Origin of the sequence: Exiguobacterium sp. s157, from assembly GCF_018618205.1 — a bacterium.
Lineage (GTDB): Bacteria > Bacillota > Bacilli > Exiguobacteriales > Exiguobacteriaceae > Exiguobacterium > Exiguobacterium chiriqhucha.
Genome location: NZ_JACSLQ010000001.1, coordinates 186769 through 201075, shown reverse-complemented (window position 1 = coordinate 201075; position 14307 = coordinate 186769). Strand labels below are relative to the sequence as shown.

The window sequence follows — 14307 nt, the reverse complement described above, 5'->3', positions numbered from 1 at the left end:
ATGCAAAGTGTCGTGACGAAAAAAAGGACGACTGCTAGGCAGCCGTCCTTCTGTCATCCGATTACTTCGCTTTCCCGTTTTCAACGAGAACGTCGATCGCTTTACGGAATTTGAGGTCACCTTTAAGTGTCTCGATTCCGCCTTGTGGCGCGAGCATCGTGCGGAGTTGATCCGGTGCGATGTTGTAAAGTTTAGACATTTCTTCGAGTTCTTTCTCAGCATCTTCGTCAGACACTTCGATCGCTTCTTTCTCAGCGATTGCTTTCAAGACGAGACGAGCTTTAACGCGCTCTTCAGCTTGCTCTTTCATCTCTTCGCGCATCGCTTCTTCAGTCGTTCCAGTAAGCTGGAAGTACATGTCGAGGTCGATTCCTTGTGAAGAAACACGTGTGCCGAACTCTTGAACCATGCGATCTACTTCTTGGTCAACGAGTACTGCAGGTACGTCGATTGTTGCGTTAGCTGTTGCTTGCTCGACGAGTTGGTCGCGCATTGTGCCTTCCGCTTCTTGTTTCTTCGCAGTTTCTAAACGCTCACGGATTTTCGCTTTCAACTCGTCGAGTGATGAAACTGACTCGTCGATGTCTTTTGCGAACTCGTCGTCGAGCTCAGGAACTTGCTTCGCTTTGACTTCGTGAAGTTTGACTTTGAATGTCGCTGGTTTACCCGCCAAGTTATCAGCGTGGTACTCTTCAGGGAATGTTACTTCAACGTCTTTTTCTTCGCCAGCCGTCAAGCCGACCATTTGCTCTTCGAATCCAGGGATGAATTGGCCTGAACCGATTTCGAGCGTGTAGTTTTCAGCCGTGCCGCCTTCGAATTGCTCTCCGTCAGCGAAACCTGCGAAATCAAAGACAGCTGTATCGCCGTTTTCGATTGCGCCTTCTTTGACAGCAAGCTCTGCGCCTTGCTGTTGAAGCGCGTCAAGTTCAGCTGCAACTTCTTCGTCAGTGACTGTTGTTTCAACAGCTTCGTACTCGAGACCTTTGTATTCGCCAAGCTCAGCTTCTGGCTCAACGACGAACGTTACTTTGAACGTTACAGGTTTGCCTTTTTCGAGCGTGCCGTCTACATCGATGTTTTCGAGAGCGATTGGTTCGAAACCAGCTTCTTCGACCGCACCTTGAACTGTGTCACGGTAGAGGATATCGAGCGCATCTTGATAGAGTGCTTCTTCTCCGTACATTTTGTTGAACATTGGGCGTGGCAATTTCCCTTTACGGAAGCCAGGCACGTTCAAAGTTTTGACGACATCTTTGAATGCGGCGTCGACTGCTTTATCAAAAGCTTCTGCAGGTGCTTCGTACGTGAGTACGCCTTGGCTACCTGATGTTTTTTCCCATTTTGCTGTCATGCTAAGTCCCTCCAACAATTCGTTTATACGTACAAGAATGTACAACAATCCGTATTATAACATAAATCCGGCGACTGCACACAAGGATTTAGTCTAGAAACGCCTCGGTGAAACGCATGTCCGCCTCGAGGATTTCCGCTGCTAGGCCGTCAGTTTCTTCGTGTTGCAAGATGGCCGTTTTCGCCTGTCCGAGCGCCACCTCCACGTCAGACGCTTCTCGTGGTGTGAACGGGTAGTGCGTGTACATGTAATTCATAAGCAGTTGTGTCGCAATCTCGTCACCGTACACGACCCGCTGCAATTGATTGGTCATCGCTTCCCACGCTTGCGTATGCACGGTCGCCTCGTCTTGCGTCAATCGGTGCCGTGTCCCGAGATCGGTCCATTCGATGACCGACAACTCGTCGAACGCTTTTTGGAGCACGATCAACTTCATCAACTTTGGACGTTCCGCGACGAGGAGCTCTTTCAAGACGTTGTCGAGGACATCGTCGATATTGAAATGGACGTGTTCAAGCGTCTCGATCTGTTCGCCGATTCCGCCTCGATGAAGGATTCGCTTCACTTTAGCAATCGCGGCCGGGAACTCGGTCAACTTCAACACTTGCAGTACTTGATGTGCTTGTGTGTTGACGTGATCGGTCTTCTCTTGCCATTCGAGATAGAGATTGATCCAATGGGCCGCCTCGAACGGTTGGTCACGCATGATGTAATACTGGGCGATTTGAAGCCCGCCGGCTGCAGGTTCTTCTGCGACCGTCATCTGAGTCGTGACGAGTTCTTCGAGTTTCTCAAGCGTCTCCGGTTCTTCCGGACGTTCCATCAGACATTGGAATAGTTCCATGAAAACAAAGGGATCACCGGGCACTGCCTCATACCAATCCCACAGAATCGGTTCGACCCGTTGCCGTTCTCCGGCCGTGTCCGCCTCTTGAATCATCTTCTGAAGCCGCGACCAGTTCCCAGGAAACGGGTACGCTTTCTCTTTTGCCATCTCTCCACACCCTTTCCATTCATCTCCATCTTCCGTTAGGAATCGATTCGTTGTCAATCAATACCCCGAAAAACGAAAAAAGAGACAACCTCCGTGGAGGCTATCTCTATTTTAAATGGAAGTGTCCCAAGAGGGATTCGAACCCCCGACCGACGCCTTAGCTTACCACCATGGCTTTCGCCACCAACGTGTGTTGTTTGTAGTCTGGACTATATCTTCACCATTTCAGGTGCGACACGTGTAGTCTCTACGGAACCTCACGAGCAAGGTGCTCCTTCAATGGCTCTACCTCTAAAGGATGACCTTTAGTCCTTCGAACCATCTTGTCCCCGAAAGGAAATAAGTTTCCTCGGTATTACCATCAGCATGATCTGTTAAGGCTTCACCGATATAGTGTCGTCCACTCCATAGGTTTCTGTTTCCCTATAAAGGCTCCTATTTGTCTTGAAGGGCGTTGCTCTATCCAGCTGAGCTATTGGGACATTGACAAGAAAACTATAATAGAAAAATGGTTTGCTGTCAATTCCTTCTTTTCATTCCGTCACAGCTTTCCGCTCACATCGAGATCCTCGACGACTGAACCGTCCTCAGACCGATAAAAGCGGACGTTGGCCTGCCCGTTCTCGAGATCCATCAGTACATACGTCTTGTCACTCCGTCCGCGCGGCATCCGAATCGAGCCCGGGTTCACATAGAGCACCCCGTCCTCAATCAACGCTCCGGCGACGTGCGAATGGCCGAACAACACGACGTTCGCCCCGACCTCTTCGGCCCGATAACGCAACCGGTTCAAGTCGTACTTCACGTCGTGGTGATGGCCGTGGACGATAAGAATCGTGCCTTCAGCCGTCTCCTCGATTCGCTCGAGCGGCAAGTCGCCACCGAAGTCGCAATTGCCGCGCACCGTGTGATACGGGAGTAGGTGCTCGTCGACGAGCGCGAGTTGCGAGTCGCCACAATGATACGCGTCGTCAATTTCTTGTTCGTGCCGATTAAAGATGATCGATAGTTCTTCTGTCAATCCGTGACTGTCACTGACTACGAGAAAACGCATACGGGTCACCCTTTCATGAACGGAATGATTTCTGCCTCTAACTTTCGTAGTGCTTGACCGCGGTGACTGACCGCCGCCTTTTCGTCGCGTTCAAGTTCTGCTGCCGTCTTATGGAGCGACGGGACGATGAAGAGCGGGTCGTAACCGAAGCCGTTCTCCCCGTGCGGCGCGTAGCCGATCGTCCCTTCAATCGTACCGCGTACCGTCAACGTCTCCCCTGATGGTTTGGCCAGACAGAGGGCACAGATAAAGCGTGCCGTCCGGTCGGTCGCCCCGTTCAACTTCTCGAGCAAGAGGGCGTTGTTCGCCGCGTCCGATTTTTCAGGTCCGGCGAAGCGGGCCGAATGGACACCCGGTGCCCCGTCGAGCGCGTCGACTTCAAGCCCCGAGTCGTCAGCGAGGACGGCATGGCCGAAGTAACGGGCCGCTTCCTTCGCTTTCAGTTCGGCGTTCGCTTCGAACGTCGTGCCCGTCTCGTCCGTCTCCGGCGCGTCCGGATAGTCGAGCAATGACTCGACCTCGAAGCCGAGCGGCGTCAACATCGCCTCCAACTCTTTCACTTTTCCTGCGTTATGTGTCGCAATAATCAACTTCATGTTGTCTCCTCCAATTGTTCCCCGACATACCACCATGAGGCACCGAGCGCGTCTTCAGCCGCCTTGAACAGCGTCTCGATCCCGCTCTGGGCCATCTGGAGCATCTCGTTCATCTCGAGCAACGTGAACGTCGCCTCTTCCCCCGTGCCCTGCACTTCGACGAAACGTCCGCTCGCCGTCATGACGACGTTCATGTCGACCTCAGCCGCGGCGTCTTCTTCGTAGTTCAAGTCAAGGAGCAATTCGTCGGTCCGTCCGACCGAGATGGCCGCGACGCCTTCTTTAATCGGCGTGTCGTCAAGCTTGCCTTGACGGATGAGCGCATCGACCGCGAGGACGAGGGCGCAGAAACCGCCGGTGATCGAGGCCGTGCGCGTGCCCCCGTCCGCTTGGATGACGTCACAGTCAATCCAAATCGTCCGTTCGCCGAGCCGTTCCAAATCGACGACCGAGCGGAGCGACCGGGAAATGAGACGCTGAATCTCCATAGTCCGGCCCGACTGTTTCCCGCGAACCGACTCACGTACCGTACGGTTGCCGGTCGCGCGTGGAAGCATGGCGTACTCGGCGTTAATCCAGCCTTGCTTCTTGCCGCGCAAAAAGTTCGGGACGCGTTCTTCGACCGTCGCCGTACAGATGACTTTCGTGTCCCCAATCGAGATGAGGACCGATCCTTCCGCATGCTTGTTCACATGAGGAACGATTTCGACGGGCCGGAGCTCGTCCTGTTTTCGTTCGTTACGCATCGACACCGGACACCTCTACTTTCTCCGCTCTCACGGGCTGACCGAGCCACTCTGTCGCGAGCCGGTCAAAGATGACGACGTCCCCCGTCGCATAAAACTGGTGCGCCGGGACCGTGTCGAGGTCGTTCTCGAGCTCTTTGAAGTCCAGGATGGCCGCCACTTCGAGCGCCGTCTCGTCACCGGACGAAATCAAGTGGACGTCCGGTCCGACGACGTCTTGAATGACCGGCGCGAGCAACGGATAGTGCGTGCACCCGAGGATGAGCGTATCCATCTCGGAAGATTGGAGCGGCCGAATCGTCTCGGCAACGATTGCGCGGACGCGTTCCCCGTCGAGTTCGCCGGCTTCGACGAGCGGGACGAACGGCGGACAGGCGAGCGAGTACACATCAATCTCGCCGGCCACGTGCCGGAGCGCCGTCTCGTACGAGTTGCTCTCGATCGTCATCTTCGTACCGATGACGCCGATATGTTTATTGCGCGTCCCTTTGACGGCCGCGCGGGCTCCCGGGTCGATGACACCGATGACCGGGATGTTGAGGCGTTTGCGCGCCTCTTTCAAGACGACTGCTGTCGCCGTGTTGCAGGCGATGACGATCATCTTCACGTTCTTGCTTAACAGGAACTCAATCAGTTCCCACGTATAGGCTTCAATCTCATCGTGCGGGCGCGGGCCATACGGGCACCGTTCCGTGTCGCCGATATAGATAATTTCTTCTTTCGGTAGTTGGCGCATCAGTTCTTTGACCACCGTCAAGCCGCCAACTCCTGAATCGAGTACTCCAATCGCTCGTTTCATGATCATCACTTCCATTCCCATCTATCTTACCAAAAAAGCCGATTCTGAAAAAGAAACGGTCTCGTGACAAACAAAAAAGACGAGGTAGCCGATTGGCCGCCTCGTCCGTCGCTCAATTACTGAGCAAGACCTTCGCTTGTGAGCATGTCAGAAAGCGTGTTAACCGCTTCTTCTGCATCGTCACCAGCTGCAGTGATTTTGATTGTAGAATCTTTAGCGATTCCGAGTGAAAGAACACCCATGATTGACTTGAGGTTTACTGTCTTACCGTTGTACTCAAGGTTGATATCTGATTGGAACTTAGAAGCTGTGTTAACCAACTGTGTAGCTGGACGAGCGTGAATTCCTGAATCTGCAACGACTGTGAACGTTTTTTCCATGACGTGATAGTCTCCCTTCAAATTTCAATTCTACAGGCGGACCTGCAAAATAATTGTTTGTGAACTCATTATCAAATGATAGCGGATTCGCAAAAATTCTGCAAGCGATTTTTATATTCTGGAGTCCATTCGGTCGGACGACCGGATTTCGACAAGTGCACGAGGCTCGTGCGCCCCGCGAACATGAGCTGTTCTCCATCATATGCCCCGTAATGAATATCACATGAAGTGTTTCCGACCGTCAAGACATTGGCATACACCTTGATCGGTTGGCGCGGCATCACCTGGCGGACATAGTCACACTGAGCGTCCGCCACGACGACGAACCCATCTTTCAACGAGAACCCAGTCGCTTCAAGCAACTCGATGCGCGCATCCTCAAAATAGATGAACGGAATCGTGTTATTCATATGGCCGTACGGGTCGCACTCCGAAAATCGGACTTTGACATCTAGCGCGACCCCTGCTCTGACACGTGTTTCCCAATCGGCTTCCCGGAAGTACTTCGTCATCCGGATCCCTTACGCCTCAACCGCAGAACCGGTGCGGCCTTTATCGCTACCGAAGAACGATTTGAACGAGTGAAGCGTCGTCTGACGGTTCATCGCAGCGATAGACGTCGTGAGCGGAATGCCTTTCGGACAAACTTCGACACAGTTTTGTGCGTTTCCGCACTGTGCGAGGCCACCGTCTTCCATGAGCGCTTCCAAACGTTCTTCCGCATGGAAGGCGCCGGTCGGATGCGAGTTGAAGAGACGGACTTGCGAGATGGCGGCCGGTCCGATGAAGCTCGATTTGTCGTTGACGTTCGGGCATGCCTCGAGGCAGACACCGCACGTCATACATTTCGATAGTTCATACGCCCATTGACGCTTGTTCTCTGGCATCCGTGGTCCTGGTCCGAGATCGTACGTCCCGTCAATCGGAACCCAAGCCTTCACTTTTTTCAACGCGTCGAACATGCGCTGACGGTCGACTTGAAGGTCACGGACGACCGGGAACGTCTTCATCGGAGCAAGACGGATCGGCTGCTCGAGTTTATCGACGAGTGCCGTACACGATTGGCGCGGCTTGCCGTTGATGATCATCGAACAAGCGCCACACACTTCCTCGAGACAGTTCATGTCCCAGTTGATTGGTGTCGTCTTGTCCCCGTTCGCGTTGACCGGGTTCCGGCGGATTTCCATCAGTGCCGAGATGACGTTCATATTCGGACGGTACGGGACGGTAAACTCTTCCGTATAGGTCGGTTGATCCGGCCCGTCCTGGCGTTCAATGATAAAACGAATGTCTTTTTGATCTGCTTGCATCGGCGTCGTCATTTCGTCTTCGCCCCTTTCTTCGAGTAATCCCGTTTACGTGGCGGGATTAACGAAACGTCGATCTCTTCATACGAGATATCGACTTCCCCATTGTTATAACGTGCCATCGTCGTCTTCATGAAGCGCTCGTCATCACGTTCCGGGAAGTCCGGTTTGTAATGAGCCCCACGGCTCTCATCGCGTTTCAAGGCGCCGAGTGTGATGACGCGTGCGAGGTCGAGCATGTGGTCGAGCTGTCGGATGAACGATGCCCCTTGGTTGCTCCAGCGGGCCGTATCGGTCGCGGAGATGTTGTTATAGCGTTCACGAAGTTCACGGAGTTTGAGATCCGTCGCTTCGAGCTTATCGTTGTAACGAACGACCGTGACGTTGTCGGTCATGAGTTCGCCGAGCTCACGGTGGATTTGATACGCGTTTTCCGTACCTTCCATCGCGAGGATGTCGTTGAACCGCTCGATTTCTTCACGTTCGTTGAAGTTGAAGAGTGCTTCTGGCACGCTCTCTGTCGCTTGGTCGAGACCGCGCATGTAATGAACGGCCGCAGGACCGGCTTCCATCCCGCCGTATACAGCCGAGAGGAGCGAGTTGGCACCGAGACGGTTGGCACCGTGCATCGAGTAATCGCACTCACCGGCAGCGAATAGCCCTGGGATGTTCGTCATTTGGTCGTAATCGACCCAGAGTCCGCCCATCGAATAGTGAACGGCCGGGAAAATCTTCATCGGGACTTTCCGCGGGTCGTCGCCGACGAACTTCTCGTAAATCTCGAGGATACCGCCGAGTTTGATGTCGAGCTCTTTCGAGTCTTTATGCGACAAGTCGAGGTACACCATGTTCTCGCCGTTGACGCCGAGCTTCTGGTTGACGCAGACGTCGAAGATCTCACGCGTCGCGATATCACGCGGCACGAGGTTTCCGTAGGCCGGATACTTCTCTTCAAGGAAGTACCATGGTTTGCCGTCTTTATACGTCCATACACGTCCGCCTTCACCACGTGCTGACTCACTCATGAGACGAAGCTTGTCGTCCCCTGGGATCGCCGTCGGGTGGATTTGGATGAACTCGCCGTTCGCGTAGACCGCGCCTTGACGGTAAACCGCTCCAGCCGCTTGGCCGGTGTTGATGACCGAGTTCGTCGATTTACCGAAGATGACTCCTGGGCCACCTGTCGCAAGGATGACCGCATCCGATGGGAACGCTTTAATTTCCATCGAGCGTAAATCCTGACAGACCGCACCACGGCATACGCCTGATTCATCGATGATGGCCCGGAGGAACTCCCAGCCTTCATACTTCTCGACGAGCCCTTGCGCCTCATAGCGACGGACCTGCTCGTCTAGTGCGTAAAGAAGCTGTTGCCCTGTCGTCGCACCGGCGTAAGCCGTGCGGTGATGGAGCGTGCCGCCGAAACGTCGGAAGTCGAGAAGACCTTCCGGCGTCCGGTTGAACATGACGCCCATCCGGTCGAACATGTGGATGATTTTCGGTGCCGCTTCCGCCATCTTTTGGACTGGCGGTTGGTTGGCGAGGAAGTCGCCCCCATAGACCGTATCATCGAAGTGTTGCCAAGGAGAATCCCCTTCCCCTTTCGTGTTGACGGCACCGTTGATGCCGCCTTGTGCACAAACTGAATGTGAACGCTTGACCGGTACAAGCGAGAATAGTTTTACCGGAACACCCATCTCAGCCGACTTGATTGTCGCCATGAGTCCAGCTAGACCGCCACCGATGACGATCAAACTTTGATTTGCCATGTACTTTTCCCCCTATTACAAGATGCCAGCGAACGTCAAGATTGAACGGATGCCGACAAAAGATAGTGCCAAGAAGACCGCGCCTGAGACGTAGCTCATGAAGCGCTGTGAACGAGGCGACTGTGTGATCCCCCACGTGATGGCAAACGACCAGAGACCGTTCGCGAAGTGGAACGTAGCCGAGAGGATCCCGACTATGTAGAAGATAAGCATGAGCGGATTGTCGACGATGTTTTGCATCATCTCCGCATTCACTTCAACGCCACGCAACTTCGCCAAGCGCGTTTCCCAAACGTGCCATGCGATGAAGATGACGAGGAAGACGCCCGTGAATCGTTGGAGCATGTACATCCAGTTACGCGCGTATGAGTAACGATTCGTGTTAATCGAACCGAGAAACGCATAATACACGCCATACACGCCGTGGAAAATCATCGGCAAAGCGATGATGGTGACTTCAAGGAAGTACAAGTACGGTAAGCTCTCCATGAATTTTGCTGCCTTGTTAAACGACTCCACCCCATCGACGATATAGTAGTTGACCGACAAGTGGACGATCAAAAACAGGCCGATTGGGATGACCCCAAGTAGCGAATGGACTTTACGACTGAAATAGTCACGCTGCGAAGCCATTCTAGTTCCCCCTTTGTACGAGCCCTTGGCTCGTTTTGTAAATAAAAGCGTTTTCAAATGTAAATATAGCTTTCTGTCTCCTATTCTACTCTTGTGAATTTTGTATGACAAGACAACCTGACCGATTTGTGACACATTCTTTTGCAAAATACCCGGTGACCAAAAGCCGATTCGTCGTTATAATGGTATAGAGAGATTGGAGTGATGGAAGAAGATGGAAACGATGAGCCAACCCACTTTCGCGATCGAACTGTTGCGCGATTATGTGTTGACGGATTTGCTTGGGGACGATTACGCCCAAGTCATCTATTGGTCGGGTAAACGGGTCGCACGCAAGTTCCCGGTCATGCCCAATGAGGAACTGAGCGCCTTCTTTAGTGAGGCCGGCTGGGGAGATTTGACGCTGTTGAAAGAAAAAGGAAATAAATTCTTGTTCGAGCTCACGCCCCCACCCGCAACCCAAGAGAAGGCGACGGGCTACTTCCAGCTCGAGGCTGGCTTCTTAGCCGAACAGATTGCGGGTCGTTTCCAATGCGTCGCCGAAGGATATGCCGACGTGACGCGCGAGGCCGTCCACATCACCGTCCAACTAGACCGAAAAGATACGTATGAATGACGAAGAGCCGATGCGATTTTTACACCGCATCGGCTCTTTCTTTTTGAGTTAATCCTCTAACTCATCCATCTCTTCATGCGGGAAGAGGCGCTCATGGGCGAAGAAATGAAACTCGATGAGCTCCGACCTTGAGAACGTCATGTCTTCGCCCGCATACGCCGCTACCGCTTTTTGAATGACATGCAGGAGATCGGGCGGAATCGGTTGTCGCTTTGCCCAATCGAGCACTTCTCGTTTGGCGAGCACACGTCCATCTATCTCATAGGCCATCACCCGCACGAGATTCAGTACGCTATACACGGGATGATTCTCGAGCGAGCTGAAGCAATCCAACGCGTCGCCCTTGATTGCTTCTCGGTAATGTCCATCCTCAAACCCGAGCAACAACTCATGCAGCGGAGCCCCGAACAAGACACGGCCCCGCTCCATAATGACTTTAAGATGGGCGGCCAAATCCGGATCCGTCATTCCGCGTTGCTCATGGAGCAGTTCATCGATTGACATTTCTTCTAACCGCATGCGCCATTGCTCACTATAATGAAACTCGAACGGACTCGGATGGACCCATTCTTGTAACGCTCGTTCCGTCAGCACGGTCAGCTCGAGCGGATAAGGCTGCGTCGAAGTCTCCAGGCACAGTCGCATCAAACCGAGCCGTTCCTCGTCCGACAGGTCTTGGTCGCTCACGAACAGTAAATCGACGTCGCTCTGTCGCGGATGAAAGCCTCCCATCGTCAAAGACCCGTGCACGTATGCATGTCGAATCGCGTCCGTCACGTCACTAAGTCCACGAATAAACTGTTCGATAAAAGGGGATGTCTCGTCTGGAAAATCGGCTAATGCGTCTCGGTTCATTCATCGGTCTCCTCATGGACGTATTGGATTACGGTCTCGGCCAACTTCTCCGGCAGACCCGCTTCTTTCAACTGTTCGAGCGAGGCGAGACGGATCTGCTTCATCGACCCGAAATGACGAATCAACTGCTGACGCCGCTTCGGTCCGACGCCCGGGATATCGTCGAGCACCGACTTCGTCATCTTCTTCGTCCGCAGGCTGCGGTGGAACGTGATGGCGAAGCGGTGGACCTCGTCTTGCATACGTTGCAGCAAATAGAACGCGCTCGAGCGTGAATTCAATTCGACGACCCCGCCGCCTTCCCCAAACAAGAGCTGGCTCGTCCGGTGACGGTCATCTTTCTTCAACGAGCCGACGGGCAAGTCGAGCCCGAACTCGTTTTGCAGCACATCGAGGGCGGCGTTCAATTGCCCGATTCCCCCGTCAATCAATAACAGGTCCGGCAGACGTTTCTCTTCCGTCAACAGACGGCGGAACCGACGGCGCACGACCTCTCGCATCGTCTCATAGTCGTCCGGTCCTTGGACGGTACGAATCTTGTATTTCCGGTATTCCTTCTTGAGCGGCTTGCCATCCTCGAAGACGACGAGCGCCGAGACGGCGTCCGCCCCTTGGATGTTGGCGTTGTCGATGATGTCGACGCGCGACAAGTTTGGGATACCGATCGCCTCACCGAGCTCACGCATGGCGAGGAGCGTCCGCTCTTCGTCGCGGGCGAGTAACTCGAACTTTTCGTTCAAGGCGATGCCTGCATTTTTCGTCGCCAAGTCGAGCAACTGTCGCTTCGCCCCTCGTTTCGGCTGCATCACTTTCGTGCCGATCGCCTCGTTCAACAGATCGATGCGGACGATCTCAGGGACGAGCACTTCCTTCGGCAAGACGTTCTGCTCGTAGAACTGGACGATAAAACTCTCGAGCTCCTCGGACGGTTCCCCATGAAGTGGGAACAGGGATACGTCGCGCTCGATCATCTTGCCGCCCCGCATATAGAACACTTGGACGCACATCCAGCCGCGGTCGAGTGTGTAGCCAAAGACGTCGCGTGCTGTTGGGTCGGCCGTAATCATGTTCTGTTTGTTCATAATCGATTCGACGGCCCGGATTTGGTCACGGAGCTCGGCGGCGCGTTCGAACTGCATGTCTTCGGCAGCCTGTCCCATGTCGACTTGAAGTTTGGCGAGCGTCTCGCTCGTCTCCCCGTTCAAGAAGCGTCGAATCTCTTGGACGATCTCTTTTTGCTCGTCCGTGTCGATGGCAAGCTCACACGGTCCGAGGCACTGGCCGATGTGGTAATACAGACAGAGCTTGCGCGGCATCGGTTGGCATTTCCGGAGCGGATACAGCTTGTCGAGCAACCGCTTCGTCTCGTTGGCGGCGTAGGCGTTCGGATACGGACCGAAATAGAAGCCGCCGTCCCGTTTCAGCTTCCGCGTCGTGAGTAGTCGCGGATACGGCTCGTTCGTGATTTTGATATACGGGTACGACTTGTCGTCCTTCAAGCGGATGTTATATTTCGGGTCGTGCTTTTTGATGAGCGTCATCTCGAGCAGGAGTGCCTCGAGTTCGCTCGCCGTGACGATATATTCGAAATCGCGAATCTCGGCCACGAGCCGCATCGTCTTGATGTCGTGCGCCCCGGTGAAATACGACCGGACCCGGTTTTTCAGATTTTTCGCTTTCCCGACGTAAATGATTTCGCCGTACTCGTTCTTATGCAAGTAACAGCCGGGCTCATCCGGGAGGAGCGCCAATTTATGTTTAATGTGGTCAGAATGACTCAAATTCGATCACCTCAGTTTAGGTTCCTTCCAGACGGGAAAAAATTGATGAAGTCTCAGAGGGAGGGTTTTTGAATGAAACGGTACGATGTCATCATCATCGGCAGCGGCTCGGCAGCGAGCCAGGCCGCCAGCGTGTTACGTGACGCCGGTAAACAAATTGCGATTGTCGAGAATTGGACGTTCGGCGGGACATGTCCGCAGCGCGGGTGTGACCCGAAAAAAATGCTCGCGGAAGGAGCCAACCTGATTGCCCGGGCCGAACGGATGAAACCGCTCGGTGTGACCGGCGAACTCAAGCTCGACTGGCACGCCTTCAAACATCGTGTCGACGAATACCGTTTTGCCGTCCCGACGACGAAGATGCATCATTGGCAAGAACACGGCATCGATTTGTTCGAAGGCGAACCACATTTCATCGATGAAGACTCGATTGTCATCGGAGGACATGAAATTTCGGCGCATCAATTCTTGATCGCATCGGGGCAAATTCCGCGTCCACTCGACATTCCCGGCGGAGACGCTGCCATCACGAGCAACGACGTCTTCGACCTTGAGGTGTTACCGCAACACGTCATCATCGTCGGAGCCGGTTATATCGCCTTCGAGTTCGCCCATATTCTGCGCCGGTTCGGATGTGACGTGACGCTCCTCGTCCGGTCGCGGGCGCTGAAGCCATTCGACCGTAAAGTCGTCAAACGGCTTGTCGATGAGACGATTCAAATCGGGATCGATGTCCGCTATGGAATCGAACCGGTCGACATCAATGGCGACGTCGTGACACTATCAGATGACTCTACCCTTGAAGGGCTCGTACTTAACGCCACCGGGCGGATTCCGAGCATCGAGCGACTTCGCTTGGATGCGGCCAGCATCGAGTCCGACCACGGCGGCGTCTTGGTCAACGAGTTTCTCCAGACGACGAATCCGAACGTCTATGCGGCCGGAGACGTCGCCAAGAGCCGTAACCCGGCCCTCACCCCGTTCGCCGGACAGGAAGGTCGCATCGCCGCGCTCAACCTGCTCCGCAACAACACGCGTCCGCTCCCCGAGCGCCCCGCCCCGACGGTCGTCTTCACGACACCACCGATTGCCAAGGTCGGGCTGACGGTCGACGAGGCCAAGGCGCAAGGCATCGACTACGAGTGTAAAGACAACGACTTGTCCCATTTCCTCACGTATGAGCGCATCAACGACACGACGGCGTTCTCCCGCATCTTGCTCAGCAAGGACGGACACGTGCTCGGGGCCCACTTGATCGGGCAACACGCGCCGGAACTGATCAACTTGTTCTCGTTCATTATACAAAACAATATCACCCATCAACACGTCAAACACTTGGAGTTCGCCTATCCGACGTCCGCGTCCGACTTGAGCTATTTAATTTAACGTTTTCTCCAACATACGACAATCAACTTAGAGGAGC

At 54.1% G+C, this 14307-nt stretch carries 15 protein-coding genes; 2 read left to right on the top strand and 13 right to left on the bottom strand.

What is annotated here, in order from left to right; genetic code table 11:
• Positions 1-61: 61 nt before the first annotated feature.
• From tig to KNP67_RS01030, 11 genes are all read right to left on the bottom strand, one after another.
• Entirely contained in the window at positions 62-1354 is a 1293-nt protein-coding gene (gene tig / locus KNP67_RS01080) for a trigger factor (protein WP_021066844.1), read from the bottom strand.
• 88 nt (positions 1355-1442) lie between these two features.
• Positions 1443-2348 carry a hypothetical protein gene (locus tag KNP67_RS01075; RefSeq protein ID WP_131471076.1) on the bottom strand — a complete coding sequence of 302 codons (906 nt, stop codon included), beginning with the start codon at positions 2346-2348 and terminating at the stop codon, positions 1443-1445.
• 541 nt (positions 2349-2889) lie between these two features.
• The gene (locus KNP67_RS01070) at positions 2890-3402 is read right to left on the bottom strand and encodes a metallophosphoesterase family protein (RefSeq protein WP_131471075.1); all 513 of its coding nucleotides are present in this window, start codon (positions 3400-3402) and stop codon (positions 2890-2892) included.
• A gap of 5 nt (positions 3403-3407) precedes the next feature.
• Positions 3408-3998 (bottom strand): XTP/dITP diphosphatase, encoded by a 591-nt coding sequence (locus KNP67_RS01065; RefSeq protein WP_131471074.1) that lies wholly within the window; start codon positions 3996-3998, stop codon positions 3408-3410.
• A complete protein-coding gene (gene rph, locus KNP67_RS01060; protein WP_131471073.1) occupies positions 3995-4744 on the bottom strand; it encodes a ribonuclease PH in 750 nt (249 codons plus the stop codon). Before rph ends, KNP67_RS01065 begins: the two co-directional genes overlap by 4 nt.
• Entirely contained in the window at positions 4737-5543 is an 807-nt protein-coding gene (gene racE / locus KNP67_RS01055; RefSeq protein ID WP_031200117.1) for a glutamate racemase, read from the bottom strand. Before racE ends, rph begins: the two co-directional genes overlap by 8 nt.
• 116 nt (positions 5544-5659) lie before the next feature.
• Positions 5660-5923, bottom strand: a complete 264-nt coding sequence (locus KNP67_RS01050) for a phosphocarrier protein HPr (RefSeq protein WP_021066838.1) — start codon at positions 5921-5923, stop codon at positions 5660-5662.
• Positions 5924-5994: 71 nt separating this feature from the next.
• Positions 5995-6435 (bottom strand): acyl-CoA thioesterase, encoded by a 441-nt coding sequence (locus KNP67_RS01045; protein ID WP_131471072.1) that lies wholly within the window; start codon positions 6433-6435, stop codon positions 5995-5997.
• A gap of 9 nt (positions 6436-6444) precedes the next feature.
• Entirely contained in the window at positions 6445-7233 is a 789-nt protein-coding gene (sdhB, locus tag KNP67_RS01040; protein ID WP_207391685.1) for a succinate dehydrogenase iron-sulfur subunit, read from the bottom strand.
• Positions 7234-7241: 8 nt separating this feature from the next.
• Positions 7242-8999, bottom strand: a complete 1758-nt coding sequence (gene sdhA, locus KNP67_RS01035) for a succinate dehydrogenase flavoprotein subunit (RefSeq protein WP_131471070.1) — start codon at positions 8997-8999, stop codon at positions 7242-7244.
• A 15-nt stretch (positions 9000-9014) separates the two neighbouring features.
• The gene (locus KNP67_RS01030; protein ID WP_021066834.1) at positions 9015-9632 is read right to left on the bottom strand and encodes a succinate dehydrogenase cytochrome b558 subunit; all 618 of its coding nucleotides are present in this window, start codon (positions 9630-9632) and stop codon (positions 9015-9017) included.
• A 223-nt stretch (positions 9633-9855) separates the two neighbouring features.
• Between KNP67_RS01030 and KNP67_RS01025 the strand changes: the two genes are divergently transcribed.
• Positions 9856-10248, top strand: coding sequence for a YslB family protein (locus KNP67_RS01025; RefSeq protein WP_242678873.1), 393 nt, complete (start codon positions 9856-9858; stop codon positions 10246-10248).
• A gap of 48 nt (positions 10249-10296) precedes the next feature.
• On the opposite strand, the gene KNP67_RS01020 is transcribed toward KNP67_RS01025, so the two are convergent.
• Together KNP67_RS01020 and uvrC are read right to left on the bottom strand one after the other, a co-directional pair.
• On the bottom strand, positions 10297-11103 hold the full coding sequence (locus tag KNP67_RS01020; protein WP_214755727.1) for an aminoglycoside adenylyltransferase domain-containing protein: 807 nt from the start codon (positions 11101-11103) through the stop codon (positions 10297-10299).
• Complete coding sequence (gene uvrC / locus KNP67_RS01015; protein WP_029595863.1) at positions 11100-12884, bottom strand: excinuclease ABC subunit UvrC; 1785 nt, start codon at positions 12882-12884, stop codon at positions 11100-11102. Before uvrC ends, KNP67_RS01020 begins: the two co-directional genes overlap by 4 nt.
• Positions 12885-12956: 72 nt before the next feature.
• Here uvrC and KNP67_RS01010 point away from each other — a divergent pair, with 72 nt between their 5' ends.
• A complete protein-coding gene (locus tag KNP67_RS01010; RefSeq protein WP_214755726.1) occupies positions 12957-14270 on the top strand; it encodes a dihydrolipoyl dehydrogenase family protein in 1314 nt (437 codons plus the stop codon).
• Positions 14271-14307 lie beyond the last annotated feature (37 nt).

Excerpts from the sequence above, each read along its gene's own strand:
- KNP67_RS01065 (WP_131471074.1), bottom strand. The coding sequence starts at position 3,998 with ATGAAGTTGATTATTGCGACACATAACGCAGGAAAAGTGAAAGAGTTG.
- KNP67_RS01075 (WP_131471076.1), bottom strand. The coding sequence starts at position 2,348 with ATGGCAAAAGAGAAAGCGTACCCGTTTCCTGGGAACTGGTCGCGGCTT.
- sdhA (WP_131471070.1), bottom strand. The coding sequence starts at position 8,999 with ATGGCAAATCAAAGTTTGATCGTCATCGGTGGCGGTCTAGCTGGACTC.
- KNP67_RS01030 (WP_021066834.1), bottom strand. The coding sequence starts at position 9,632 with ATGGCTTCGCAGCGTGACTATTTCAGTCGTAAAGTCCATTCGCTACTT.
- tig (WP_021066844.1), bottom strand. The coding sequence starts at position 1,354 with ATGACAGCAAAATGGGAAAAAACATCAGGTAGCCAAGGCGTACTCACG.
- racE (WP_031200117.1), bottom strand. The coding sequence starts at position 5,543 with ATGAAACGAGCGATTGGAGTACTCGATTCAGGAGTTGGCGGCTTGACG.
- sdhB (WP_207391685.1), bottom strand. The coding sequence starts at position 7,233 with ATGCAAGCAGATCAAAAAGACATTCGTTTTATCATTGAACGCCAGGAC.
- KNP67_RS01020 (WP_214755727.1), bottom strand. The coding sequence starts at position 11,103 with ATGAACCGAGACGCATTAGCCGATTTTCCAGACGAGACATCCCCTTTT.
- KNP67_RS01050 (WP_021066838.1), bottom strand. The coding sequence starts at position 5,923 with ATGGAAAAAACGTTCACAGTCGTTGCAGATTCAGGAATTCACGCTCGT.
- KNP67_RS01010 (WP_214755726.1), top strand. The coding sequence starts at position 12,957 with ATGAAACGGTACGATGTCATCATCATCGGCAGCGGCTCGGCAGCGAGC.
- rph (WP_131471073.1), bottom strand. The coding sequence starts at position 4,744 with ATGCGTAACGAACGAAAACAGGACGAGCTCCGGCCCGTCGAAATCGTT.
- KNP67_RS01045 (WP_131471072.1), bottom strand. The coding sequence starts at position 6,435 with ATGACGAAGTACTTCCGGGAAGCCGATTGGGAAACACGTGTCAGAGCA.
- KNP67_RS01025 (WP_242678873.1), top strand. The coding sequence starts at position 9,856 with ATGAGCCAACCCACTTTCGCGATCGAACTGTTGCGCGATTATGTGTTG.
- KNP67_RS01070 (WP_131471075.1), bottom strand. The coding sequence starts at position 3,402 with ATGCGTTTTCTCGTAGTCAGTGACAGTCACGGATTGACAGAAGAACTA.